The sequence below is a fragment of the Caproiciproducens sp. LBM24188 genome (assembly GCF_054130445.1).
Window position 1 is genome coordinate 2,479,345 of the sequence record NZ_CP196862.1, and the last position, 25,159, is coordinate 2,504,503.

26 protein-coding genes are annotated in these 25,159 nt (G+C 48.8%); 10 read left to right on the forward strand and 16 right to left on the reverse strand.

Annotated elements, in window-relative coordinates; genetic code table 11:
* Window positions 1–155 precede the first annotated feature (155 nt).
* From ACSVDI_RS11695 to ACSVDI_RS11715, 5 genes are all read left to right on the forward strand, one after another.
* On the forward strand, window positions 156–1,229 hold the full coding sequence (locus tag ACSVDI_RS11695) for a D-alanine--D-alanine ligase family protein (RefSeq protein WP_457943119.1): 1,074 nt from the start codon (window positions 156–158) through the stop codon (window positions 1,227–1,229).
* 160 nt (window positions 1,230–1,389) lie between these two features.
* Complete coding sequence (murI, locus tag ACSVDI_RS11700; RefSeq protein WP_457943121.1) at window positions 1,390–2,202, forward strand: glutamate racemase; 813 nt, start codon at window positions 1,390–1,392, stop codon at window positions 2,200–2,202.
* 25 nt (window positions 2,203–2,227) lie between these two features.
* Window positions 2,228–2,692 carry a DUF1934 domain-containing protein gene (locus ACSVDI_RS11705; RefSeq protein ID WP_457943123.1) on the forward strand — a complete coding sequence of 155 codons (465 nt, stop codon included), beginning with the start codon at window positions 2,228–2,230 and terminating at the stop codon, window positions 2,690–2,692.
* The gene (gene argS / locus ACSVDI_RS11710) at window positions 2,661–4,352 is read left to right on the forward strand and encodes an arginine--tRNA ligase (protein WP_457943124.1); all 1,692 of its coding nucleotides are present in this window, start codon (window positions 2,661–2,663) and stop codon (window positions 4,350–4,352) included. The genes ACSVDI_RS11705 and argS overlap by 32 nt, the downstream gene beginning before the upstream one ends.
* 54 nt (window positions 4,353–4,406) lie before the next feature.
* Window positions 4,407–5,636: a homocysteine S-methyltransferase family protein gene (locus ACSVDI_RS11715; protein WP_457943126.1), complete on the forward strand. Its 1,230-nt coding sequence runs from the start codon at window positions 4,407–4,409 to the stop codon at window positions 5,634–5,636.
* A gap of 102 nt (window positions 5,637–5,738) precedes the next feature.
* Here the strand turns inward: ACSVDI_RS11715 and ACSVDI_RS11720 are convergent, their stop codons facing one another.
* Both ACSVDI_RS11720 and ACSVDI_RS11725 read right to left on the reverse strand, forming a co-directional pair.
* Window positions 5,739–5,948 carry a heavy-metal-associated domain-containing protein gene (locus tag ACSVDI_RS11720; protein ID WP_457943127.1) on the reverse strand — a complete coding sequence of 70 codons (210 nt, stop codon included), beginning with the start codon at window positions 5,946–5,948 and terminating at the stop codon, window positions 5,739–5,741.
* Between the two features lie 49 nt (window positions 5,949–5,997).
* Window positions 5,998–6,147 carry a hypothetical protein gene (locus ACSVDI_RS11725; protein WP_457943129.1) on the reverse strand — a complete coding sequence of 50 codons (150 nt, stop codon included), beginning with the start codon at window positions 6,145–6,147 and terminating at the stop codon, window positions 5,998–6,000.
* Window positions 6,148–6,323: 176 nt separating this feature from the next.
* Here ACSVDI_RS11725 and ACSVDI_RS11730 point away from each other — a divergent pair, with 176 nt between their 5' ends.
* Window positions 6,324–7,652, forward strand: coding sequence for a putative bifunctional diguanylate cyclase/phosphodiesterase (locus tag ACSVDI_RS11730; protein ID WP_457943130.1), 1,329 nt, complete (start codon window positions 6,324–6,326; stop codon window positions 7,650–7,652).
* A gap of 96 nt (window positions 7,653–7,748) precedes the next feature.
* On the opposite strand, the gene ACSVDI_RS11735 is transcribed toward ACSVDI_RS11730, so the two are convergent.
* The 8 genes from ACSVDI_RS11735 to ACSVDI_RS11770 form a co-directional block, all read right to left on the reverse strand.
* Window positions 7,749–7,937: a ferredoxin gene (locus tag ACSVDI_RS11735; RefSeq protein WP_457943131.1), complete on the reverse strand. Its 189-nt coding sequence runs from the start codon at window positions 7,935–7,937 to the stop codon at window positions 7,749–7,751.
* A 90-nt stretch (window positions 7,938–8,027) separates the two neighbouring features.
* Window positions 8,028–9,224, reverse strand: coding sequence for a DUF438 domain-containing protein (locus tag ACSVDI_RS11740; RefSeq protein WP_457943133.1), 1,197 nt, complete (start codon window positions 9,222–9,224; stop codon window positions 8,028–8,030).
* 91 nt (window positions 9,225–9,315) lie between these two features.
* Entirely contained in the window at window positions 9,316–9,765 is a 450-nt protein-coding gene (locus tag ACSVDI_RS11745; RefSeq protein ID WP_457945641.1) for a DUF523 domain-containing protein, read from the reverse strand.
* Window positions 9,766–9,799: 34 nt separating this feature from the next.
* On the reverse strand, window positions 9,800–10,078 hold the full coding sequence (locus ACSVDI_RS11750) for a DUF503 domain-containing protein (protein WP_457943135.1): 279 nt from the start codon (window positions 10,076–10,078) through the stop codon (window positions 9,800–9,802).
* Between the two features lie 59 nt (window positions 10,079–10,137).
* On the reverse strand, window positions 10,138–10,854 hold the full coding sequence (locus tag ACSVDI_RS11755; RefSeq protein WP_457943137.1) for a TetR/AcrR family transcriptional regulator: 717 nt from the start codon (window positions 10,852–10,854) through the stop codon (window positions 10,138–10,140).
* Window positions 10,855–11,193: 339 nt separating this feature from the next.
* Entirely contained in the window at window positions 11,194–11,352 is a 159-nt protein-coding gene (locus tag ACSVDI_RS11760; protein ID WP_457943138.1) for a hypothetical protein, read from the reverse strand.
* A 16-nt stretch (window positions 11,353–11,368) separates the two neighbouring features.
* Window positions 11,369–11,503: a hypothetical protein gene (locus ACSVDI_RS11765; RefSeq protein ID WP_457943140.1), complete on the reverse strand. Its 135-nt coding sequence runs from the start codon at window positions 11,501–11,503 to the stop codon at window positions 11,369–11,371.
* 10 nt (window positions 11,504–11,513) lie between these two features.
* Entirely contained in the window at window positions 11,514–11,753 is a 240-nt protein-coding gene (locus tag ACSVDI_RS11770) for a heavy-metal-associated domain-containing protein (protein ID WP_457943141.1), read from the reverse strand.
* A 182-nt stretch (window positions 11,754–11,935) separates the two neighbouring features.
* Between ACSVDI_RS11770 and ACSVDI_RS11775 the strand changes: the two genes are divergently transcribed.
* The 3 genes from ACSVDI_RS11775 (at window position 11,936) to ACSVDI_RS11785 (ending at window position 14,971) form a co-directional block, all read left to right on the forward strand.
* Complete coding sequence (locus tag ACSVDI_RS11775; RefSeq protein WP_457943143.1) at window positions 11,936–12,757, forward strand: sugar nucleotide-binding protein; 822 nt, start codon at window positions 11,936–11,938, stop codon at window positions 12,755–12,757.
* Window positions 12,758–12,920: 163 nt separating this feature from the next.
* Window positions 12,921–13,778 (forward strand): MurR/RpiR family transcriptional regulator, encoded by an 858-nt coding sequence (locus ACSVDI_RS11780; RefSeq protein WP_457943144.1) that lies wholly within the window; start codon window positions 12,921–12,923, stop codon window positions 13,776–13,778.
* Between the two features lie 380 nt (window positions 13,779–14,158).
* On the forward strand, window positions 14,159–14,971 hold the full coding sequence (locus ACSVDI_RS11785; protein ID WP_457945642.1) for a MerR family transcriptional regulator: 813 nt from the start codon (window positions 14,159–14,161) through the stop codon (window positions 14,969–14,971).
* A gap of 198 nt (window positions 14,972–15,169) precedes the next feature.
* Here the strand turns inward: ACSVDI_RS11785 and ACSVDI_RS11790 are convergent, their stop codons facing one another.
* Window positions 15,170–16,357 (reverse strand): IS256 family transposase, encoded by a 1,188-nt coding sequence (locus tag ACSVDI_RS11790; protein ID WP_457943145.1) that lies wholly within the window; start codon window positions 16,355–16,357, stop codon window positions 15,170–15,172.
* Window positions 16,358–16,886: 529 nt separating this feature from the next.
* Window positions 16,887–17,627, reverse strand: coding sequence for an SDR family NAD(P)-dependent oxidoreductase (locus ACSVDI_RS11795; protein ID WP_457943147.1), 741 nt, complete (start codon window positions 17,625–17,627; stop codon window positions 16,887–16,889).
* 420 nt (window positions 17,628–18,047) lie between these two features.
* Here ACSVDI_RS11795 and ACSVDI_RS11800 point away from each other — a divergent pair, with 420 nt between their 5' ends.
* Window positions 18,048–20,051, forward strand: coding sequence for a methyl-accepting chemotaxis protein (locus ACSVDI_RS11800; protein WP_457943148.1), 2,004 nt, complete (start codon window positions 18,048–18,050; stop codon window positions 20,049–20,051).
* Window positions 20,052–20,274: 223 nt separating this feature from the next.
* Here ACSVDI_RS11800 and ACSVDI_RS11805 read toward each other — a convergent pair whose 3' ends face one another.
* From ACSVDI_RS11805 to ACSVDI_RS11820, 4 genes are read right to left on the reverse strand one after another with little or no spacing between them, the layout of a single operon-like run.
* Complete coding sequence (locus tag ACSVDI_RS11805; protein WP_457943149.1) at window positions 20,275–21,333, reverse strand: glycosyltransferase; 1,059 nt, start codon at window positions 21,331–21,333, stop codon at window positions 20,275–20,277.
* A complete protein-coding gene (locus ACSVDI_RS11810) occupies window positions 21,308–22,504 on the reverse strand; it encodes a glycosyltransferase family 4 protein (protein ID WP_457943151.1) in 1,197 nt (398 codons plus the stop codon). Before ACSVDI_RS11810 ends, ACSVDI_RS11805 begins: the two co-directional genes overlap by 26 nt.
* A 29-nt stretch (window positions 22,505–22,533) precedes the next feature.
* A complete protein-coding gene (locus tag ACSVDI_RS11815) occupies window positions 22,534–23,586 on the reverse strand; it encodes a sugar phosphate nucleotidyltransferase (RefSeq protein ID WP_457943153.1) in 1,053 nt (350 codons plus the stop codon).
* Between the two features lie 52 nt (window positions 23,587–23,638).
* Complete coding sequence (locus tag ACSVDI_RS11820; RefSeq protein WP_457943155.1) at window positions 23,639–24,607, reverse strand: glycoside hydrolase family 130 protein; 969 nt, start codon at window positions 24,605–24,607, stop codon at window positions 23,639–23,641.
* Between the last annotated feature and the right edge of the window lie 552 nt (window positions 24,608–25,159).

Sequence of the window (25,159 nt, forward strand, 5' to 3'; positions counted from 1 at the left end):
GATTAGTATTCGTAGTATTCTGCATACTCGCGCCGTTCAACGGTGTGCTGCCGTGCGGCAGGCCGCACGGAACAAATAAAACTGTAAATAAAACGCTCCGCTTCATGCGGCTTTGCCATGGAACGAAGCGTTGTCTGTTTGGAGGATGTATTATTATGGATCGAAAGAAAGTTGCAGTGATATTCGGCGGATGTTCTTCGGAGCACGAAGTTTCCAGAATATCGGCGACCTCCGTGATCAATAACCTGCCAAAGGACAAATACGAGCCCGTACTTCTTGGCATTACCAAGGATGGCCGCTGGTATCTGTTCCGCGGTCCCGTGGAAGAAATTGCAGACGGCAGCTGGGAAAAGAACCCCGAAAACTGCCCCGCTGTTCTTTCCCCCGACCGGAGTACCCATGGAATTCTGGTCAGCACAAAAAGCGGAACAGAAGTAATCCCTGTGGACTGCGTTTTCCCCGTGCTGCACGGCAGAAACGGAGAAGACGGCACCGTGCAGGGCCTGCTGCAGTTGAGCGGCATTCCGTTTGTCGGCTGCCGCGCGCTTGCCTCGGCGGTTTGCATGGATAAGGCAGTCACCCATACGCTGCTGACAGCAGCCGGCATCAAACAAGCGAATTACCTGTGGTTCTTCGCAAACAAGTACGCGACCGGCTCCGAAAAAATCAAGATTAAAGTCAACGCCCGCCTGGGGTATCCCGTTTTTGTAAAGCCCGCCAACGCCGGCTCCTCCGTTGGGGTCAGCAAGGTGCACTGTGAGGAAGAACTGGACGCCGCGGTGGAAAAAGCTGCGCGCGAGGACGATAAAATCGTGATTGAAGAAGCCATTGTAGGGCAGGAAGTCGAATGCGCAGTGCTCGGCAACGAAGAGCCGCAGTCTTCCACCGTAGGCGAAATTGCTGCGGCAGCGGAATTTTATGATTACGACGACAAATACACGAACGGCAAATCCCAGCTTTATATTCCAGCTCATCTGGACAGTGCGGTCATTGAGGAAATCCGCTCCATCGCGGCGCGCGCATACCGTATGCTCGGCTGCAGCGGCTTAGCGCGTGTAGATTTCTTTGTACGCAACGGAAAAGAGGTTTTGCTGAACGAGCTGAACACGCTTCCCGGCTTTACCTCCATCAGTATGTATCCAAAGCTCTGGGAGGCCTGCGGAGTGTCCTATGGCGAGCTCCTCGACCGGCTGATCCGCCTCTCGTTTGAAATTAAGCCCAAATATTAATTACAATAGTATATAGATAGAAAAACAAGTTCGGGGCTGCCGCTGACGTAGGCCGTCCCGAAGCTGCCCGGCGCAGTATTTCTGCGGCTTCGGACCGCTTCTGACGGCAAAATCTCACCGGTTGCCTAAAATATGTAAGTTTCTGGAGCGATGGAACAGAATGGACAACAGACCGATCGGCGTATTTGATTCAGGGCTTGGCGGACTGACCGCCGTAAAAGAGCTTTTGAAAATACTGCCGCATGAAAATATCGTTTATTTCGGCGACACGGGACGCGTACCCTACGGTTCGCGCAGTCGTGAAACCATTATGAAGTACGCGCGGCAGGACGCCGCCTTTCTGAAAACCTACGATGTAAAAATGATTATTGCCGCGTGTGGAACCGTCAGTTCCGTCGCGGAAAACCTTGGCGACGGTCTTGGCGTGCCGTTCACCGGCGTGCTCCGCCCCACGGCGGAAGCGGCGGCGAAAGCCACCAAAAACCGTCGTGTGGGAGTCATCGGCACTACGGCGACCATCCGAAGCGGTTCCTACCGGCGGGCCCTGGCGGAAATCGACCCGGGCATTGAAGTGTTTGACCAAGACTGCCCGCTTTTCGTCCCGCTGGTGGAAAACGGATTCATTTCGGAGGACGATGAAGTAACCCGCCTGGTGGCACAGCGTTACCTGGAGCCGCTTCGTCAGGCGCAAATCGATACCTTAATTTTAGGATGCACCCATTATCCGATTATTCAGCAGATCATCTCAAAAACAGTCGGCAAACAGGTAACACTAATCGACAGCGGACGTGAAACCGCCCTTTTCTGTGCCCGAACGCTTAGGGAGCAAAACCTGCTCTGCGGCCGGGAAGAGGAAGGTGACCGACGCTTCTTCGTGAGCGACCAGATCGAAGGCTTTTCCAAAATTGCGGGCATTTTCCTTGGCTGCGACGTTAAAAACGGCGTCAGCCACGTGGATATCGAATCGTACTGATTCGTCGAAAAGTAAGGAGTTCAATATGCAGGAAGATTATCTTATCTCCATCCGCGGAAAGCAGAATGTAAACGGAGAACGAGGAGAAGTAGAAATCACGACGATGGGTTCCTATGTAAAAAAGGGGAACAGCCGTTATATTGTTTATAAAGAGTATGATACGGAAAACCATAATGCCGCCCACACTTCCGTACTGAAAATTGACGGAGATTCCAAGGTTACACTGATACGCGGCGGCGAACAGAGCACCCGCCTGATTCTGGAGAGCGGCAAACGGCACGTGTGCCCTTACGACACGGGCTACGGCTGCATGATGATCGGAATTTTCACCAACAAGGTCAAATCCAAGCTGGATGATCTCGGCGGAAGTCTGGAAATCAACTACACACTCGATATCAACTCAAATCTTTCGAGCCTGAACGAGGTTTTTATTACAGTCAAGGAGGCAAAAAACAAAGATGTCAAAACTAGTATTCAAGGCGACCAGTGATTTAAAAACAGCAATCCAGAATGCGTTCCGGGAGGCGATGCGCTGCGGTGAGCTGCAGGAAGCGGAAATTCCCGAATTTTCCATTGAGGTTCCGGCCGACCATGCCCACGGCGACTGGGCAACCAACGCAGCGATGGTATCCGCACGCACCTTTCACTCCGCTCCCCGAAAAATCGCAGAAACCCTGACCAAGCATCTGGTGCTGGAGGGTACTTATTTTGACCGCTTTGAAATTGCCGGCCCTGGCTTCCTCAACTTTTTCCTGAGCCGCAGATTTTACGGTGATATTCTGAAAGATATTTTAAGCAGCGGCGCGGATTACGGTCGCAGCGACTACGGGCAGAAAAAGAAGATCATGGTAGAATTCGTTTCCGCCAATCCGACCGGGCCAATGCACATGGGCAACGCGCGCGGCGGCGCGCTGGGCGACTGCCTTGCCGCTGTTTTGGACATGGCGGGCTACGACGTCTGGCGTGAATTTTATGTAAACGACGCCGGCAACCAGATTGAAAAGTTCGGCGGTTCGCTGGAAGCGCGCTACCTTCAGATTTATAAGGGCGAAGACGCAGTGGAATTCCCGGAGGACGGCTACCACGGCGATGACATTAAAGAACGCGCCGCCGAGTTTGCAAAAGAGTTCGGCGACCGTTATGTAAACGAAAATTCTGCCGTGCGGCAGAAGGCGTTGGTCGATTTTGCGCTTCCAAAAAACATTCAGAAAATGAAGGACGACCTGAAAAAATACCGCATTGAATACGACGAGTGGTTTTTGGAAAGCCGACTGCACAACGACGGCGAACTTGACGAATGCATCCAGATTTTGAAAGACAAGGGCTTAACCTACGAAAAAGACGGCGCGCTCTGGTACAAAGCCACCAGCTTCGGCGCGGAAAAAGATGAGGTTCTCGTGCGCCAGAACGGAAATCCGACTTACTTTGCGGCCGACATTGCCTACCACCGGAATAAATTCCGGCGCGGATTCGACACCTGCATCGACGTGTGGGGTGCGGACCACCACGGGCACGTTGCCCGAATGAAAGGCGCAATGAATGCCATCGGACTGGACGGTGACAAGCTGGACGTAGTATTGATTCAGCTGGTACGGCTGGTCAAGGCGGGCGAAGTCGTGCGCATGAGCAAGCGCACCGGCAAGGCGATTCAGCTGGCCGACCTGCTGGACGAAGTTCCGGTGGACGCCGCACGTTTCCTGTTCAACATGCGGGAAACGAATTCGCAGATGGACTTTGACCTGGATCTTGCGGTACAGGAAGACGCCCAAAATCCGGTTTACTATGTGCAGTATGCGCACGCGCGCATCTGCAGCATTCTGAAGGCATTGGCCGCAGAAGGTATTGCGCCCCGTGCCTGCACGGATGAGGAACTGGCGCTTCTGACCCAGCCGGAGGAAATTGAGCTGATCCGGCATCTTTCTTCCTTTACCGGAGAAATCATCACCGCCGCCAAGGACTATGACCCGGCACGCATTACCCGCTATGTGATTACGCTTGCCACGCTCTTCCACAAGTTCTACAACGCCTGCCGCGTAAAGGGCGAAGACGAACACCTGACCGCCGCACGGCTTGCCTTGTGCGAAGCGACTTCCACCGTAATCTGCAATGTTCTTTCCATGTTTAAAATTTCCGCACCGGAAACGATGTAAAACGCGGAAAGCAAACCAAAATGACAATCGTCAAAAAGGAGCAATGAAGAGAAAATGAGCTTTCCCTTCCCGCTTCCCCTTCTGCTGGACGGCGCAACGGGCACAAATCTGACCCAAGCCGGAATGCCAAGCGGTGTTTGTGTGGAACATTGGATTTTGGAACATCCGGAACCCCTTCTAAAGCTGCAGCGCGACTATGTCGCCGCCGGGGTACGGGCGCTTTACGCGCCCACTTTCGGGGCAAACCGTGCAGCACTGGCCAATTACGGCCTTTCGGAAAAAACAGTGGAATTCAACCGCCAGTTGGTGGCGCTTACGCAAAGCGTTGCAAAGCCCCATGGAGTACTGGTTGGGGGCGATCTTTCCCCCACCGGACTGTTTGTTCCCCCGTACGGAGAAAGTGATTTTGACGATATTTACGATATTTACCGGGAACAAATCCGTGCGCTGGAGGAAGCGAGCGTTGATTTTCTGGTCATCGAAACCCAAACTTCCCTTGCGGACGCACGCGCGGCGGTTCTGGCCGCCCGCACGACCAATCTGCCGGTTTTTGTCACCATTACGGTTGATTCCAGCGGCCACACGCTGACCGGCGGTTCTTTGTTACCATTTCTGATTACCATGCAGTCCATGGGGGTGGATGCCGTGGGACTCAACTGCTCCTTCGGCCCGGCAGCCATGGCGGAGCTAACCCAAAATGCGGCCGTGCACGCCAGCGTTCCCATCATTGCAAAGCCAAACGCAGGCGTTCCGATGTGGGATTCCGGAAAATCGGAGGGATATCTTGCGCCGGATGCATTTGCTGCCGAAATGCGCAAGCTTTTGGAAGCAGGGGCCTCCATTGTGGGTGGATGCTGCGGTACAACCCCGGAACACCTGAAGGCGCTGGCAGAAGTTTTAAAGGATTTTCCCGCTCCTTCCATTCCCGCGGAACCGGATAATTTTGCCGCCGCCATAGAGCGCGAGGCATTCTTTCTTGGGGACGACATTGTGTACAGCGAACCGATGGAATGCAGCAGTTCCCTCGGTGAGGAGCTGATCGACCTGGACGACGAGCAGGTCAATGCCGCGCTGGTGGTTGTAAACAGCATGGACGACGCTATGATTTTGTCCAGAAACAGTTCTATGACGAAGCTGCCCATTGCCGTGCACTGCGACCATCTTCCGGTTCTGGATGCTGCCCTGCGGTATTTTCAAGGCCGGCTGATTGTGGATTCCAACTGTGCCATTGATACGGAACTGATTGAGCCGCTGGCAGCAAAATACGGAGCGGTAATCTATTGATTAAATAAAAAATTTTGCCTCACAATTTATTTAAAACGTAGCAAAAAAGCCCACGGACCGGATTTCGGCCCGTGGGCTTTTTAAGTTTGGCTGCTTTCCGAATTATTCATATTCAATCGGAAATCCCGCGTTTTCAATGCAGTCTTTGATTTCCAGCTCCGTGGCGGGTTCGTTGTAGTCCACCTTGACCGTACCGGACACCAGGTTTACCCCCACCTCTTGAACACCTGGAATCTTATCCAGTGCGTTTTTTATCTGGGTCTTGCATTCCTTGTTCCGAATTCCCGAAACATTGCAAAGCATGGTATTCATACCTATATCCTTCCTTTCCTATCTTCCAAGATTTTTCTGTTATGCGGGGTCATCTCCGGCCTTTTTCATGCTTTCCAGCATGTACGCCGGTTTTCTGCCCATCGATGATTCCCACATCCGCATTTTCCTTCGGCTTCATTTTGCGAAGCTCTGGATTGCTTTTTTCACGGTCTTTCATTCTGTTTTTATTGTTATCCATTCCTGATTTCACCTTTCAAAAATAAAAGCTTCTTATGACAAGGAGCCTTTATTAGTATCCTTTTCACCTCTGTTTTTATTCGGGTCAGCCAAGTCTTGCCTGCAAAAAGAAAACCACACCACAAAATTCTTATTATGAATAAATTTTGGTAAATAGGCAACAATACAGAAAAAATTATGGAAGGCAGGCGAACGGAAATCGCTTATTGTGTGAAAAGCCAGGAGGTAATCGATTCCCCTGAGCGGCCGGACTTTGGGTGGAACATAGCAAAATTCTGCGCCAATGCGAATGAATTGATTCGGGAGAGCGCCGCCCCGAACTATGCAATTCTTAGCTTCAACGTAAAACATTTTTTACTTGTCAATGAATTATTCGGTTTTCAAAACGGGAACCGAGTAATCCTTCAGATTCACCGTGTTCTGAACAATTCCCTTCACGACGGGGAACTTTGTGCGCATTTGGGCGGCGACCGCTTTCTGCTGCTGCTCCGGTATGAAACAAAACGCGAGCTGGAAAAAAGGGCAGAGCATATTGGGCGCAGTCTGTCGCACAGCATTCTATTTTACGGAACGCACTATAAATTGGAATACCGGATGGGTCTTTTCGCGATTGATAGCAACTCGACGCTCAGCATAGAAGCGATGATGGACCGTGCGATACTCGCACAAAAGTCCATTCCGGATGCTTCTCAGAAATTCATTTCCTTTTATGAAGACCGTATGCGCCTGCATCAGCTGGCAAAAAAAAATATGAAAGACCGTCTGCTCCCCGCGCTGAAAAACCAGGAATTTGTCATCTACTACCAGCCGAAATATGACCTAAACACGCAGAAAATGATTGGCAGTGAGGCGCTCGTCCGCTGGAAAACTGAGCCCGGCGTCCTGATTCCTCCGGGTGAATTTATCCCCGATTTTGAGGCAAACGGAGTAATCGTTCCGCTGGACCGCTATATCTTTGAGCAGGTCTGTGCCGATATCCGGCATTGGATGGAACTTGGCATGAAGGTGGTTCCGGTTTCGGTTAATCTTTCCAGAGCACACCTGTACCGACCCATGTTGAAAACGGATTACGAACGAATCGCCCGTCGTTACGGAGTTCCCTTCCCATTGTTGGAATTGGAACTGACAGAAAGCGCCCTTGCCGCAAATCCGAAAAAAATTCCAAAGGTGATGAACCGGCTGCGCAGAGCGGGGTTTCCCCTGTCGATTGACGACTTCGGGGCAGGCTACTCCTCGCTGAACATGCTAACGGATATTCCCGCGGGTACGGTAAAGCTGGACCGCGGGTTCATGAATCATTCCGTTAACAGCGAGAAAAATCAGGCTCTTTTGCGGAATATCATCCGCCTCTGCAAGGAAATGGGATTCACCGTGGTCGCAGAGGGAGTCGAAACAAAAGCGCAGGTTCAGTTGCTGAAAGCACTCCAATGCGATATGGCGCAGGGATTCTATTTTTCCCGGCCACTTCCGAAAAATGATTATGAACAAATTCTGGCAGCCCAGTAAACCAACCGAATACGGGCCCTTCTAAAATGCAAAAAGAGCGTATTCTCCCGTTTGAGAATACGCTCTTTTGCTTTCCAAATTTCCAGACTGCAGCCACTATTCCACCTTAATAACGGAAACAGGGCAGTTTTCCTGCGCTTCTACCGCAGTGTCCTCCGCTTCCGGGGGAACTTCCTCCTGATAGACCTCCGCAATCCCATCGTCCGCCATGCGGAATACTTCCGGGCAGGTTTGGGTGCACAGACCGCAGGAGATACATCCGCTTCGATCCAGATATGCTTTCATATTTTCCTTCTTTCCTGACCCTTTCTGCACAGAACTGCGAGAACGGTCAAAATAAAAATTCAATTGTATTTTGCGGCCGGCAAGCAGAATTTATTCCTGTACCAAACGTTTTTCTCCGGTTATCTCCTGAATCGGTTGAATATCCTGGGTGACTTCCAAAGTTCCAAGGTACGTTCCCTGTGCACTGCGCACCGCGTAATAGCGAATGAGTACATACCGCCCGTTCATATGAATCCAGAAATCCTCGTGGTCTTTCGCGCCGGATTTAAAATCCGCCACGATTTTCTCCACAATATGCACGCTGGCCGGCGGGTGGCAGTTCGTAACCAAGCGTCCAAGAACCGCTTTGGTGCGCGGAAAAATCCGTTCCGTACCGTTGGTAAAATACTTGACCGTATCGTTCGCATCCACAAAGGTCAAATCAAACGGCAGTGTGTTCAGCACGGCGGAAATCTCTTGCGCGGTCATAGTACCCGTAGCAAAGGAAATCGCCCCGGGTTCCGCAGCTTCGGAACGGGCAACCGCGGCATCCTTTTTTTCGGGGTTCCACTCCGGAACCTCTTCCAGCAAGAAGCCGATTTCGCGGCTGTCATGCGCAATGCGCTTCCATTCATCCTGTGTTAAGGTTTCTGTCAGCATCGGCAGCATAATCTTTTCTTCCTTGTCGATCATGTCCTTAATTTTTGCCGAAAGCGCTTCCATTTTCTGCCGCAACTGTTCGGTATCTCCGGCAGAAACCTGCTGCCGTACCTCTTTCAGCATGGCGCGGATTTCGTCATCCACACCCCACATTACTTTTGGCGGGGCTGTAATGCCGTAGCGTTCCATATACGGAAAAAGGATATTCTCTTTTCGGGAATAATGAAGGTCGATCTTCGAAAGCTCCTCCAGATCTTCCTTGAGCGCGGTCAGCGCGGTTGCGTCTGGCAAGGCGGAAAGATGAAGCTTTATGCGATACTCCAAAAGCTTTTCCACCGCGCGGTTTTCCTGCTTCATCACATTTACGGGGTGCCCGGGAATGGAACCGTAATCTTCCTGATGAATTTCTTCCACGGAACCTTGAAAGACCGCAGCATGAACATCGCAAAGGCGTTGAACCTCGCTGACCGGAAGGCCTTCCCGAATGAGCGCCTGTTCCGCTTCCGAGATTTCGGTAGCGGATACGCCGCTGAATGCCGCTTCGAACTGCTGCTTCATTTCTTCCGGGCTTTTCCCGGCATGAAGCTGTGAAATTATATTCTTAATGACATTTTGGCGATATTCGCGGTTGTTGATTTCTTTGCTCACTTTTGTTCCTCCAAAGTTTGGATTTTACGAAGTAAGTATTTCCAAAATCAACCGGATTTATTGACGGCCGTACAGAATATTGCCAGGAAATCTATTTCGTTTTATCGGCGGGCAAAGGCAGGTCTGCAATTTCATCTTCCGTCACAACCAAAATGTCGTGATCCATCAGTTTTTGTGCTGCCGCTCCGTTGCCGGGAATCAGCTTTCCCGTAAACGAACCATCGTACACCTTACCGCATCCACAGGATGGGCTTTTGCTTTTCATAATCGCACAGGAACAGCCGCACAGCTTTGCGATGCGCAGCGTTTCCTTCGCTCCCCGCTCAAACTCCGCCGTAACATCGGCTCCCGTTCTGGACACCACCCGGTCCCCCTTCCGTTCGGAAGGTTCGCGCGGAGTCGGCAGCCCGCCGAGCTGTTCGGGACACACTGGGATCAGGGTATGCTGTTCACAAAGCTTTAGAACCAATTTGTTTGCCTTTTCCTCTCCGTTGTATCTGCAGGGGATTCCCAGCAGACAAGCGCTTACCAAAATAGGAATAAAATTCACCTCTTCTTCGGTCGGAACAAAAAAATCACCGTATCTCGCGGGAAACGTTTGTGATTTCCGCTTCCGTATTTTCCTCTAAAAAGCGAATTGCGTGGTCCAGAATACTATCCGCCTGTGCGGTGTCGCCCGCTAAAGCGGCAATGCCGATAACAATGGTTTGGTGCACGTCCTGTTCCCCGGTCTCCGCTGCTGAAACGTTAAAGTGATTTCTTAGTTTTGCAACAAGACTTTTTACAACCATGCGCTTTTCCTTCAGCGAGTGAACCCATGGTGCATGAAGCGTAATTTCGGCGAAAGCAATCATATGGCGGAACCTCTTTCACAAAATTAAAAATTATGTATTGAACGTGTTCCGCATCCGCATCAAACTGCTTTCGCGCTGTTATCCTGTGCAGTCTCTGCTTGATTTTCCTGTGCAGGCTCCGCCCGGAGCCAGTTTACAATCATATGTACGGCGCATTCCATATTTTTTATCGGATCAATTCCCCCGTCGTCTTTCAGCAAATCATTATACACCGCTAATTTCTGTGCATAGCTGAGCACCATCTGGGACAAGGTCATATAGGTTTGGTCCACCGAATCGGTCAGCCGTATGGTATGATCCTCCAGACCCTTTTCCAGCGCTTTTACTACATACGGCTTCATCTTCAAAAGCTCTTCTTCATATTCAGCAAGCTGAACTCGGGAAATTTTTTGCTTCCGAAGAAAAGCTTCAAAATCGTTCATAAAAATCAGGCGGTCTTTGAAAGTACTATATCCCTTAATCAGCAGTTTAGCGATCGTTTCAATCTGACGGATTCCACTCATAGCGTGATACTGCCGCGTCAAAAGGCTTGGGATGCAGAATTCATCCGTTTCTTTCCAAAAAAGCAAAGCGGACTGGATGACCAGTTCCGTTTTGGTATTAAAGTAACGGTACAGGGAAGCAATCCCAACTTCGGAGGCTCTCGCGACGTCCGCCATGGTTGTGCTTTCTATTCCTTTCCTGGAAAATTCGGTAATAGCCTGCTCAACAATCATCTTCTTGCGCTTTAAAATCATACCGTCCAATTCTGTACGGTGCTTTTCTTTCGGAGTCATTTGAATCCTCCTTATATCTGATGGTTAATAATATATTTTATATGACTTTCATCATAATAATTTGAGATAACAGATTATGCAACATACCTATTTTCGCGCTGTTTTTTTATCATTTGACATAATGTTACCACTATTTTCCATAGAAATCAACTGCCAAAAAGCCATAGAAACACGCATTATTAGCAAATCCATCCTCTTAAGACAAAACTTGATGGAAGATTCCATCGTGAAATAAATCTTGAAAAATCATTGGCAGACTGAATAAATTACTTGAAACCGGAAAGCGTTTTACACAAAAGCCGCCGCTCCTTTTCCGAACGGCGGCAACTTTTTTCACCCTTACATGGGCGGAGCCTTTTCCTTGGTATGCTTTGCCTTTCCCTGCAGCTCCGGAACCGGTTTTACATCATTTTTCGGAACATGGAACCGATTGCGGTGTTCTGTGCCGTGCGCTTTTGGGTCTTCCGGGTCCGGTCTTCTCATCCCTGCTTTCGCCATATTTTACACTCCTTTTTCAGACGTCATTATTGGGAATGGATTGTTTTTTCGCGTTCCGGTTCTGATTCTGATTTTCTTTTGTAATCGGTGTCTGGCCGTTGGCTTTTTTTATTCTTGCTCGTTTATTATCCGGCTGACTGTCTTTTGGCATACAAATCCTCCTACATCATATGATTTTCAAGATGTTCCGCAGTGACAGTATAACCCAGGTTGGTAAGTTCGCTTCGAATTTTTTCCTGATTGGTTCCCGTCGTATCGAAATCTACCGCGACACGGTCATCCATGGCATTTACACTAACGGAAATAACTCCAGGTATTTTATCCAGTTTGCGTTTGATTTCCGCAGCGTTCCGTTTGCCGCTTAAATCGTTTACGTTAAAATAAAGACTTGCCTTTGACATGAAATCACCTCTGCGCTTAGTATGCGCAGAGGTGATTTCATTATGTCAGGGTTGAACAGCCGGAAAACGCGTTCCCGTTAACTTTAATGAAATCCAATGGTTTTAAGTTCTTTGGTCTGGCGTATTCTAAAATATGTGGTAAAATAAAAAGAAAGATCCTTCCTGAAAAGGAGCAGCTTCCTATGAAAAACGTTTTAATTTTGGGCGGAAGCGGATTGGTTGGAAGCGCCATTATTCGGGAGCTTTCCACTGACAAACGGCTGTGCCTGTTTTCCACCGTATACCAAAGGAAAGCACCGCTGACTGCAGACCGAACTTTTTCGCTGGATGTGGGGCAGCCGGACCAGATTCATTCCATCCTGCGGCAAACACAACCGCAGGTCATTATATCCTGCCTGAGAGGGGACCTTTCAAGCCAGCTTGCGGCACACACAATCGCGGCCGAATACCTGAACGAAAACGGAGGAGTTCTGTACTTCTTTTCCACAGCCAACGTTTTCGACCGTGACATGAGCCGCGCGCACCGTGAAAGCGACCAGCCGGACTCCTGTACAGATTACGGCCGGTACAAAATCGCATGTGAACAAAAACTGACCGCACTGCTGCGGGAGCGGACCTGCATCATTCGCATCCCGCAGGTCTGGGGGAAAAATTCGCCGCGGCTGAATCAGCTGAAAAACGCAACTGCACCGGAACACCGGGTCGTTGTTTACCCTAGGCTGAGCATCAGTACCATTACGGATACCATGATTGCAAAAAAGCTGGCCTATGTTATGGAACACAACCTGTGCGGCATTTTCCATTTCAGTGCGGTAGACTCCATTCGTTACGATACATTTTACCGTGAACTGGCCGCAAAACTGGCCGTTGATGAAGCCGTACTGAAAGAAAACACAGAGGAAGCCGGGGACTTTGTTCTTCTTTCCGAGCGGGAAGCGGAATTTCCCAAACCACTCTCCTTCTCGAATCGGGATGTAATCCGCGAACTGACCGATGGGATTTAGTGCTTCTCTGTTTTTTATATCACTATTTCTCATAAAATAGAAACTTCGTTTTCGATGAAAGATTGATTAAAAATATTGCCCGCTGCTTTCGAAGGTACGCAGCCAGCAGGTAAGGACGTTTACCTCTCATTCGGAGGAAGATGACATAAAGGAGAATACGCGTATGGCACAGGATATCTTTTCCAAAATACAGGCGAGTGAAAAAATCTTTACCAAAGCGGAACGCAAGGTAGCCGACTATATTATTGATTCCCCGAAAGAAGCGCTGTATATGTCGATTACCGACTTAGCACAGCACTGCGGAGTCGGCGACACCACGGTTTTCCGCTTCTGCCGGACCTTAAAGTTGGACGGGTATCAGGATTTTAAAATGATGCTGGCACAGTCTTTAAGCACACAGGACGATTCCAGCAGCGTGGCCCTTTCGGAGGAAATTAAACGCAATGATTCGTTAGACGAGGTCTGCCGCAAGCTTCTCGCCACAGATATTGCCGCGTTAAACCAGACTTTCAGCATGATTAACGAAGAGGATATCCACCGCGCGGTTGAGATGATTGAAAAAGCACGCGTTATTCACTTTTTCGGCGTGGGCTCCTCCGGCATTATGGCACAGGAAGCAAAAAATAAGTTTTCGCGCGTTCTGCCGAACGTCGTTTTTACAATGGACTCCCACATGCAGGCCATGGAATCTGCGCTGTTGGACGAGCGCGATTTGGCGATTGCCTTTTCCTACTCTGGCTCCACCAAAGATACAATCGATATTCTGAAACGGGCCAAAGCGAATAAGACCAATACCATCTGCATAACCAGATACGCGGAATCCCCCCTGACGATTTACGCGGACATTACCCTGCTGTGCGGGGCAAATGAAGGGCCTTTCCAGGGTGGGTCCCTTTCGGTGCGGGTCGCTCAACTTTACCTGTTGGACGTTCTTTATACCGAGTACTTTAAACGGAACTACGGTACCTGCGACCATAACATAAAAAGCACCACACAGGCCATTGCCGGAAAACTGCTGTAAGAAAAGCTAAAAATAGGTTCACACCGATTCACGGAAATGGTAATAATTCTCCCCTGGCACATAAATTATAAGGACAAATCCAGTGTTATCATCGGAGAGGATAAGATCAATAAAACTTCATTGTCGATGAAGCGATCCATCAATGAAAAATCTGCTATAACTGAAACACAAATAAGCATAATAATTTGCAATACTTTCCGAAAATGAGGATGAGAGTTTGCACAAGATTCATTTGCAGTATGAATGCGCTTACACGGACAGATTGGTTATCTTGAGTATACGGTACGAATGGTACAAATAAAGGAACTGAAAATGGCGCCGAATCAGTAAATAAGCCAGAGTAAAGTCAGCAGTTACTACCGACTTTTGGGGTGATCAAGATGAAATATCATATTGGTGATGTGGCCCGGATCCTTGGAATCACATCGGGGGCATTGCACTTTTTTGAAAAAGAAGGGATTATAAACACAAAGAAGGAGAACAATGGATACCGTTATTATGACGAAGAGGATGTATTTCGTCTGTTATCGTACTTTAAATATCGTTCCATGGGTGTTCCGCTTAAGGATATTGGAAAACAATTCAGCGGAAAAGAAAGAGACCGAAATAAGGTAATTGAACGCGTTCGTCGAAGCCGAGAAATATGCACACAAAAAATTGCTTATTATGAGCATCTCCGCCAGCTAATCGATGATTATCTGTGCATATATGATAAAATTCCTGATCTGTTAGGGAATTATGAATTTGCTCAAAGTTCAGAGCTGATTTTCATAAGCTTTGGTGAGCATGGGTGGATTGCTCCGCGGAGGGAACAGCAGGATCAAATACATAAATGGGTGAAAGCCATGCCGGCAACACATCTTTCTGTTCTTTGCACCAGCTGGGAAAATGAATCGGATGAACTGTCCGCTGTGTTAGGCTATTCCATAAAACCCTGGAAAGCGGAGAAGTACGATCTGAAATACGACAACGAAAAAATCGTCACTCTGCAGTCACTTCCCTGCTATCATACGATTGTTTCTGCTGATCCAGATTTTGTTTACGCCCCGGGAAAGGTTTTCAGTGAAACCATGAAGAATATCCGTAAGCGAAATCTGACCCTGTCTGCACCACCGTTTGGCAATATTCTGCTTGTGGATGTGGATGGTTCTATAACGCACCCCTTAGTGGAATTATGGTTTCCCATCCGATAATCGTATCTTTGGTTTTTAAAATGCACTTTCCGATCCTGCATTTTTTGCAGGATTCGGGAAGTGCATTTTTGCTAAAAATTCTTCATAATCATTGACTTAATAGTTGCTATTGGCATTATACTACCATTGACAATAAAATAACGATAAAAAGAGGCTATGTCAAGAGAAGTTCGCAATTTGGGGACTCCACGAAATGAATTAAGCTGCGCTTAGCAGAAGTGTCTGAATCGATTTGGGATTCAAATATGCTCTGGAAACGGACCAGTCTTCAGCGTATTCCATGAGATATGTTGTAACCAACCGCAGATAGGAATCGTTGTTTGGAAATATCCCAACGACGTTGGTTCTGCGCCGGATTTCCTTGTTCAGCCGTTCCAGCATATTGGTCGATGAGATTTTACGGGCATCAAGCTCGGGGAATGCATAGAAAGCCAGTGAGTCCTCCAGCCCATCTTCCAGAAGCTCGATTGCCTTGGGAAACCGCTTCCCATATTGCTCCGACAACTGCTTTGCGCGCTGTTGGGCTAATTGGAGAGAAGGTGCCAGCCAGATTTCTTTTAGTTGGGCTGCAAAGGATTCTTTTTCTTTCTGCGGTATATGAGCCAGAATATTTCGCATGAAATGCACTTTGCAGCGCTGCCAGGATGCGCCGGGAAAACTTTCTCGGATGGCGGCAATCAGCCCTTTGTTCGCATCGGAAACCACCAGCAGCGGTGTTTTCAAGCCGCGATCCAAAAGACTTTGAAACAACTGGGAATAGCTCTCTTTGGATTCGTCCAGCATCGGCTCCACGGCGAGAATGTCCCTGTGCCCTTGCTCGTTGACGCCGCAGACAACCATCACCGCCATGCTGACGACACGGCCATCCATACGGACTTTTTCGTACAGGGCATCCGTCCAAATGACAGGATAACGAGTATCCGTCAGAGAACGGTTGCGAAATTCCTGTACCTGTTCATTGAGCCCTTTTGTCATCTCACTGACCTGACTGCGGGAGAGGTTCTCTATCCCCAGACTGTGAGCCAACTTTTCCATCTTCCGTGTGGACACGCCCTGCACGAACGCCTCCTGAATAACCTGTACCAGCGCCGCCTCGCTGCGTTTGCGTTCCGTGACAAAGAACGGGATATATCCATGGCTGCGCAGCTTTGGCACCATGAGATACATCGTCCCTACGCGAGTATCCAGCCTCCGGGGACGATATCCGCAGCGGTAGTCACTTCGAGACGGATTATGCGCATTCTTTTCCGCCCCCACAAGGCCGGAAACCTCCGCCTCCATCAGTTGAGCGCAGAGCCATTCCAGCATACTGAGCATCGGGTCGGGCTCCGCCATACATTTCAGTAGCAATTCCGTAAGATCTGTGTTATTCTTTCCTTGAGTCATTGGGACCAACTCCTTTTTGAATGTCTTGACACCATTCATTTTAAAGGAGTCCCAATGGCTTTTCTATACCTTCTCGAAATTGCGAACTTTATTGTACTCTATCTTTCATTGGGATTTAAGCCGATTCTAATGATTGCTTGGGTCAGTATCTACCCGTATTGGCTGCTAGTGGGATATATCTGCCTGTTGATTCTTATGCCTATCGCGGTAAGGTTGGCAGGAGCACTAACGGAAAAATCAAATTAAATACTTCTAAACTTGTTCTGTAATTATCTCTTTCATCAAGATTACCTAATATGTTTTCGCCAGACGTGATTTCACCCTATATCACGTCTGGCAATTTTATTGTATTCCGAGAGTGTTACTGTTTTGCTCAAGGTGTTCCGCATGGTCTTTTAAGGTCTGAAGTTCTGCTTCATCCTATACCCATCTTACACGTATGTTTTTTCCGAACTCCCGGCACAACCGGGAGTTTACAAACTACAAAAAGCAGCCGGCAGGTGCCCTGCCGGCTGCTTTTTTAATTGTATTACGGCATCAGAATGCCGCCATTGGGGGAAATGGTCTGTCCGGTCACGTACTTCGCTTTTACCAAGTACTCCAAGCATCCAGCAATATCATCCACTTCGCCGATGTCCCCAAGCGGAATCGCCTGTTTCAGCGCGGCAACTGCGGCCTGATCCGCCTCTCGCAACATATCCGTCCAAATCATGCCGGGGGCAATGGTGTTCACACGAATATTGTTGCGCCCGAATTCAATGGCAAGGCCTCTGGTCAAGCCGATGACGCCGCTCTTGGCCGCACAATAATCCGCCTGCTCGGCAACGCCCATCATGCCGCCGATGGAGGACACATTTACGATGCAGCCTTCATTTGCCTCCACCATATAGGGAAGAACCAAATGAGAGCAATGAAGGTAGCTCATCAGATTCACATTAATCAGACGGGTATATTGTTCCGGTTTGATTTTTAAAAAGCTCAGATTGTTGTCGATTCCGGCATTGTTGACCAAGACGTCGATTTTTCTGCCGAATTTTTCAATGGAGGCATCCACAATTTTTTTGCAGGATTCATAATCCGCAACATCCGCCTGAACCGCCAGGCCGCTGACCCCATAATCCTTTTCGATTTTAGCAATCAGGGACTCTGCTTTTTCCTTGCTACGGTCACTGACAAAATTGACAACAACATTGTAGCCCATTTCGGCAAGTTTTAACACCATGCCTTCTCCAAGTCCTCTGGAGCCACCCGTTACAATTGCATTTTTCATTTGATTCGCACCTCTTTTTATTTTGTTTAATATTTAACAATATATTCATTATGTAGTAAAGCGATGACAATGTCAATGGCAGAAAAGAATTTTACCAAAATGATTTACGGGTAACGCGGATGGCATTTTAGTTATGAAGAGTCACAAATTTCTATGAAAAAGTAATTACTTAAGTTAAATTTAATTTGTAACACTATTATTTTAGTAAATAACTAAAATTAGAAAACCAGGGGCTATAATTTAAAACCGATAATAATTACAAAAACAGGTAAATTTTTAGGAAAATATATCCATTTAAAACCCGAGTGGAACTTTTCCCCGGGTTAAGAAGCATTCATCCATTTCTGCTGGGTATTTTTCCAATCTCACCTGTTTGAGGAAATCTTTATCAAGCCATGCAAATTTGGAGGGAAATGAAAGATGAAGAAAAAAAGTTTACTGAGGAAAATTTTAATTTTTATCGGCATTCCGGTCACCGCTATTCTGGTCGGCACTACGGTATTTATCACGCAGACGATTAAACAGTCTGTTTCAAACTTGACGACCAACGAATTGACCGCAAAAACGCAGGCCGCCGCCTACCAGGCCAATAACTTTTTGACAAAATACAGCGATATCGTGGAACAGATGGCAGCGAATGATTTACTGCAGCAATATTTTGAAAAGTCGCCCGAAATAAAAAACAGCAATACAAAAGAGGGGTTCGGCGGGGTAAAAGCTACCACGGAGAATATCTATCAGACGGATCCCGATACCTTGTCCGCCGTATGGGTAGCTGACTGTGCAACCAATAAGGCTGTCCTAAACAACTCGGACCAGCTTTACAGCATGACGCTCTCCGAACGGCCCTGGTATCAGGCGGCGACTACCCAAAAGAGCGTCGTCTTCGTTGAGCCTTATCAAGACATCGTTACCGGAAAAATAGTTATGAGCGTAGTATGCCCGATTTACAAAAGCGACAATCTGGTCGGCTTTGCGGGTGTAGATATTACGCTGGACCGTCTTTACAGCACAATCAAAAGTTATAAGCTCGGAAAATCAGGGTTTTATATTCTTACCAGCGCGGGCGGACAACTGGTCTATTATCCGGACGAATCCCTGAAAAATAAAAGTATCACCGAGTCAAATCTGTCCCAAAACGCTGTGAAGGCGATTCAGGGCAAAAAAGAGGGTCTTCTCACCTATAACGCAATGGGAAAAACCAATTACGGATATCTTTCCCCGGTAGGAAACACCGGTTGGACCATCACTACCGGCCTGCCGGAAAGCGAATTTTATAATTCCTATTACACGGTATTACAGACTGTAATTCTAATTTCTGTGATCGCCCTAATTATTTTGCTTTTGCTGATCGTGGTTATATCAAAGAGTATCACTAATCCGCTGGTAAAATTAAAAGAAGTGGCAAACAAGATTGCACAAGGAAATCTGGATGTTTCCGTTGAAATAAAATCAACTGATGAAGTTGGGCAGGTTTTCATTGCCATTTCCAAAACAGTCGACCGGCTGAAGCAGTACATCCAATATATTAATGAAATCTCGTCCGTGCTGAATCAGATTGCGAACGGGGATCTCACCTTCCAACTGCAGTGCGATTATACCGGCGAATTTGCAAAAATAAAAGAATCCCTGAACCATATAAAAACCAATCTTACCCATACGTTCTCCAGTATTAACGTAGCGGCCAGCCAGGTTGCAAGCAGTTCTGTACAGATTTCAAATTCTGCCCAATCACTTGCACAGGGCGCAGCGGAACAGGCCAGTTCCATAGAAGAATTGGATGCCCAAATCTCGGAAATTTCCGAACACATCAATCAAAACGCAGAGCACACCAGAAAAGCAAGTGAAAATATGAACCGGGTCACCGAAGAAATGGAAGTCAGCAATCAGCTTATGAACGAGATGATGGAGGCGATGACCGTCATCAATGAATCGTCGAGCAAAATCGGAAGCATCGTAAAAACCATTGAAGACATTGCCTTCCAGACAAATATCCTTGCGTTAAACGCCGCTGTGGAAGCAGCTAGAGCCGGAAGCGCGGGAAAAGGGTTTGCCGTAGTGGCAGACGAAGTAAGAAATTTGGCCGGCAAGAGCGCAGAAGCGGCAAAGAATACCACCGCATTAATCGGAGATTCCATTTCACAGGTAGAAAATGGTACGAAAATTGCGGATAAAACAGCACAATCCCTTTCCAGGGTGGTTGAACACGTAGAAAAGGTATCCGAAACGGTAAAGCACATTTCGGAAGCGTCTATTCGGCAGTCAGAAGGAATCACACAGGCCAAGATCGGAGTCGACCAGATATCCAGCGTAATTCAGACGAACTCCGCAACCTCGGAAGAGAGCGCCGCAGCCAGCGAGGAACTTTCCGGGCAGGCGGAAACGTTAAAGGAACTGGTCGAGCAATTCAAACTAGCAGATTAAATCCCGTTATGAACTTATAAGCCAAATACATAATTCCTGCACAAACTGTCTGATGAACAGTGTAGGAACTAACCACAGGGCGGCAGATGTTATCATCTGCCGCTCTGGTTATTTGATGGTGGTACGAAACCGCACAGACCCGCAATCCGGTTATTGCGAGCAAAGAGCCCCGATTTTGATGGCACCATCTTCCAACAACAAGCGGTGATAGTGGTCGGTTTGCTTAAGTATTTCTCTCGTTTACAGCATTGACCGAGGTTTCCTTTTCGGAATCGATCAGCCAAACAAGCGACGCAATCATCCAGGAAACCAGGCTTTCCGCACCCTCGTTCGGATTGGGATTTCCGGCAGTGAGGCCATCCCTGCAGCCGCCCGTTTCCGGATCGATGAGGGAAACTTTTCGGATGTTCTGCCCGGTGTACCAGTCCAGGCACTGTTTGGCGCGGTCCCGGTAGCGGGACTCACCGGTCAGTTTATGGGCTTTCAGGCAGGCAAGGAGCGTTTCGCACGCCTCCACCGGCTGCTGGTCGTATTCCGCTGGTTTCTGTCCTTTCACAAACCAGCCCTTGCAGCCCACCGGATGAAAGAGATCACCGGCAAAGGTAGTATCCAGAAGAAATTCAAGGCTTTCCAGCCCGATTTCCCGGTATCGTTTTTTTCCGGTCGTTTCATATGCGACCAGCATGGACCATGGCAGGATAGCATTGCAGTAAGTAATTTCGTCCTCAAACCATTTCCAGTCCGTAGTGGCACAGTGCTCATAGGCATCGCCAATTTCGGCAGCAAGCCGAATCACGCGTTCGCGGGAACCAGTGCCTTTCCAGTAATTCAATCCGATGATGGTGTACGCTTTCGCTCTTAGATATGTAAGCTCGCCGCAGCCGGGTACCGTCTGACCGAGAAGGTCATCCGCCACGCAGCGGATTTCTTCCGGCAGATCGGCCCGGGATGTCACGAACCCCAGCGCCCACATGCAGCGCCCGAAACAGTCCTCCGAGCCTTTTTCTTCCGAAAAGCGGCGGTCATAGTCCATAAAATTGCGGAACCATGCTCCGTTTTGAGCGTACAACAGAAAGCCGAGATATCGGGCCGCCAAATCCTGATATTTCTGTTTCCTGGTCAGCTCGAAGAGCAGCGAAGCCATAATCAGCGCCCGCGCGTTGTCGTCGGTGGTGTAGCCCTTGCAAGGGTCTGGAATCGAACGCCTTGCGTGCTGAAGCATGCCGGTGTCGTCGGTCATACGGAAAATATAGGCGTCATTCGGCAATCTTAAATCTTTCATGCTCCACCTCACTCCATTCGCATGCTTCCTGATACGCCTTTTGGAAGGTTTGGACGTAGCGGTCCGCAACGGCATCCCAGCGCATTGTTTTGCCGAAGCGCAAAGTCTTTTCCTCCATCTCTTTCCGTTTTTCCGGATGCTCAATCAAAAAGCGGATGGCCTCACCAAGCGACTGGGCGTCCTTAAACTCGGCAAGAAGGCCGCGGCCGTCCGCAAGCATTTCCTGTGCGTAAAGGTAGGGCGTGGAAACGATCACCCTCCCGTAACCCGCCGCATAGGCAAGGGTCCCGCTAACCGCCTGATCCCGGCTAAGATACGGCGTCATGTAAAGGTCAGAAAGCTGCAGCCCGCGCACGATTTCCTCTTTCGTCAGATATTTATTCACAAACTGGACATTGTTTTCCAGTCCAAGTTCCCGGACCTTCTTTTCCAGGCTTTCACGGTAGGCCTCGCCATACTGCCTGCGCACGACCGGGTGGGTTTGGCCCAAAATAAAGTACAGCACATCGGGATGCTTTTTCGCAACCTGGTGAACGGCATCAATGCCATATTCCAGTCCTTTGCCTGGGCTGATCAGACCGAACGTACTGATGACAGTCCGGTTTTCCAGATTCCGTTCTTTTTTCAGCGCCTCCCTTGGCGGTAGGTCGAAAGAGGGCACGCCGTGAGGGATCATCTCGATCTTGGACGAATCGACCCCATAGACTTCTTGGAGGATCCTGCAGGAGTTCGTTGCCATCGTTACAATCTTTTTGCTCCTGCAGCATAGCTCCCGCAAAACTGCCAATTGTTTTTCACTTGGGGTAGGCAGCACAGTATGCAGGGTCGTAACAATCGGTTTGCGTACCCGTTTAACCAACTCCAGCAAATAGTCTCCCCAATCGCCGCCATAGATGCCGTATTCGTGCTCTACAACAAGGAAGTCGATGTCGGAATGGTTGATCCGCTCCGCGGTTTTTAGATAGCTTGTGAAGTTCTGCTGCGGAAAATCGAACCATACCTCGTCGTCATAGGTATACTTTCCATCGCTGATGGCAATAACGCTCGTGTTCAGATTTCTTTTCTTTTTCAGTTCCCGAACAAGGTCTTGTGTAAAGGTGGCAATGCCGCATTCGCGCGGCGGATAGGTGCTTAAAAATGCAACATTCAGAAGTCTTTGATTTGATTTCAAATTTGCTCCTCCGTTCTCTGCTGAATTTATCAGATGGCCAAATGTTTGGCTGCTTTAATCATTTCCGGCGTATAGATAACATGCTTCATCCTTGACGTGCCGTCCACAATGCTCGCATCGGTCACAATGCATTCCGACAGGTTGGCGCTATCCTCCAGAACTACGTCGTTCCACAAAATACTGTTGGCAATTTTGCATTTTTTCCCGATGAGGCTGTTGTCCCCGATTACCACATGGGGGCCCACGGTCGCTCCGGCTTCAATTCGCACATTGCGGCCAAGATAGACCGGGCCCCGCAGCACGGCAGTACCGCTGATGTGGGTGCCTGGCCCGCTGTATACGGCACGCTCATGGAAGTTCATCTCCGGCAGGTGAAGCTGCCCTTCAAAAATATCCTTGTGGGCCTGAATATATTTTTCCGGTGTTCCAATATCCAGCCAATAGTTGCAGCCCTTATAGACGGCGATCTTCCGCGCTTGTTCAAGCAGATTCGGAAAGACCTCCCGCTCAACCGACACCGGCCTTCCGGCAGGAATCCGCCGCAGTACCGAGGGTTCAAAGAGGTAAGCACCTGCGTTGATGAAGTGGGAGACCACCTCATGCGGCGCCGGCTTTTCTTTAAACAGATAAGCATATCCGTCGGCATCGTATTCAATCACACCATAGGCAGAGGGGTTTTCAACCCGCGTCACTGCGATGGTAACGTCCGCTTTTTTTCGCTTATGGTAGCGAAGCATCTCACTGAAATTAATGTTGCTCAGGATGTCGGCATTGAACACAAAGAACGTATCATCAAAATATTTCTCGCAGTTTTTAATTGCGCCGCCCGTTCCAAGCGGGAATTCTTCGCAGACATAATCGATCTTCAGGCCGAAATCCGACCCGTCGCCGAAATATTGTTCAATGACCTCCGGACGATAACAAGTGCTCAGCACAATTTCATCGATTCCGTGCTGCTTCAGAGCTTCCATATTCCGCTCCAGCAGCGGCCTTCCCATCACTGGCACCATCGGTTTCGGGGTCCGGTCGGTCAGCGGGCGGAGCCGTGTTCCAAGGCCGCCCACCAGAAATAGTGCTTTCATTTGTATTCCTCCTTTTACGTCCCAATGATTGATTCGAAATGATGTGAGGCTGCTAAGGTACCGGGCAGCTGCGGATATAGTCAAGCACTTCGTTCAGGGATGCAGTTGCCAGCGCAATGCAGGTATCTGCAGCGCCGTAGTATATCTTAAGCTGGCTGGTTTCCTTGTCCAGTACCCAGCCGCAAGGGAAGACCACATCCTGCACATCGCCCTCCTTTTCGTAAACCTCCTGCGGACCGAAAACCCATTCGTCGCTGCGGTGAAGCACCTTCAGCGGATTGTCGCGGTCCAACAGCGCGAGGCCTAAACGATAGAGTGCGCCGGACGCTGTCTGCCGGACACCGTGGTATAGGATCAGCCAGCCCTCCGGCGTTTCGAGAGGCTGTGCACAGACACCCACTTTCCAGCCATCCCACCAGCTTCCGCCGCGCGAATTAATCAGAATCGTATGGTCCCCCCAATACCGGAGGTTGTTGGAGCAGGATATCCAGATGTTCGCACCGCGCTCGATGGGCCGGTGAATCAACATCCAGCGATCACCGAACCGGCGCGGAAAAATCGTCGCATCCTTATCCTCCGGCGGCATAATGGCGCCCAGCCGCTCGAAGTGTTCAAAATCCTCCGTCAACGCCAGGCTTACAACCGCACCGGATTGTGAATAGGCGGTGTAAAGGACGGCGTATTTTTTCAGCTCCGGTATGTAGGTGATGCGTGGGTCCTCAATGCCCCAGGATTCTTCCGGATAGTCCGGGTCCGGTGCAAGGGTGGGATACTTGTCGATCACCCAGTTACTGATGCCGTCGTCACTGACTGCCTTTGTCAAATGGGAGAACCCGCGCCGATCCTCCACGCGGGCAAGCAGCAGCACCTTCCCTTGAAACATGGTTGCCGCTGGGTTAAGCACCACGTTCACCGGGTACGGCCAGTCCTTGGCCGTCAGGATGGGGTTGTAGGGATAGCGTCGGAAAAGTTCTTTGTAGGTATTTTCACCGGCTCTCAGCCGCGTTTCAAAATGAGCCATTTCGTTCCTTCCCTTCGTCTATGATGCTGTATGAATGGTAAAAATCACCGAGCTTTACGGTCACTTCACTTAGCAACTGTAAAACCCGGTAATCTTAATCGCTTCATTCAGGTGTTTGTTTGAAGTACCGTTTTCCCCTTATCAATCCGGCTTTCTTTGTTTATATAGAACAGGCTAAAAGGCGCACTTGTTTAGCACTCATTAATATTGAGTGCTAATATTAATATTATGTTAACCTCACTTCACACGATTGGCAACTTTGAAATTCCGCCAAAATGATTGAAATAAATCCGTTTTGTAAAAATATTCCAATCAATCTTTTGAACGCTCACCGTTTCTTCAAATTTGTATTGCAAATTATTTTACAGTCAAAATCACACCGGAATTTGCTAAGAGAGTAAAAATTTTTCGAGAAAGGTATTGACATTTTGAAAAGTGAGTGCTATATAGAATATATAGAGTTAGCACTTGTGGGCCGTGAGTGCTAGCCTTTGGATATATATAATCAAATCAAAAGCAAGGAGTTGTTGCCTATGATTGCTTGGAAATTCG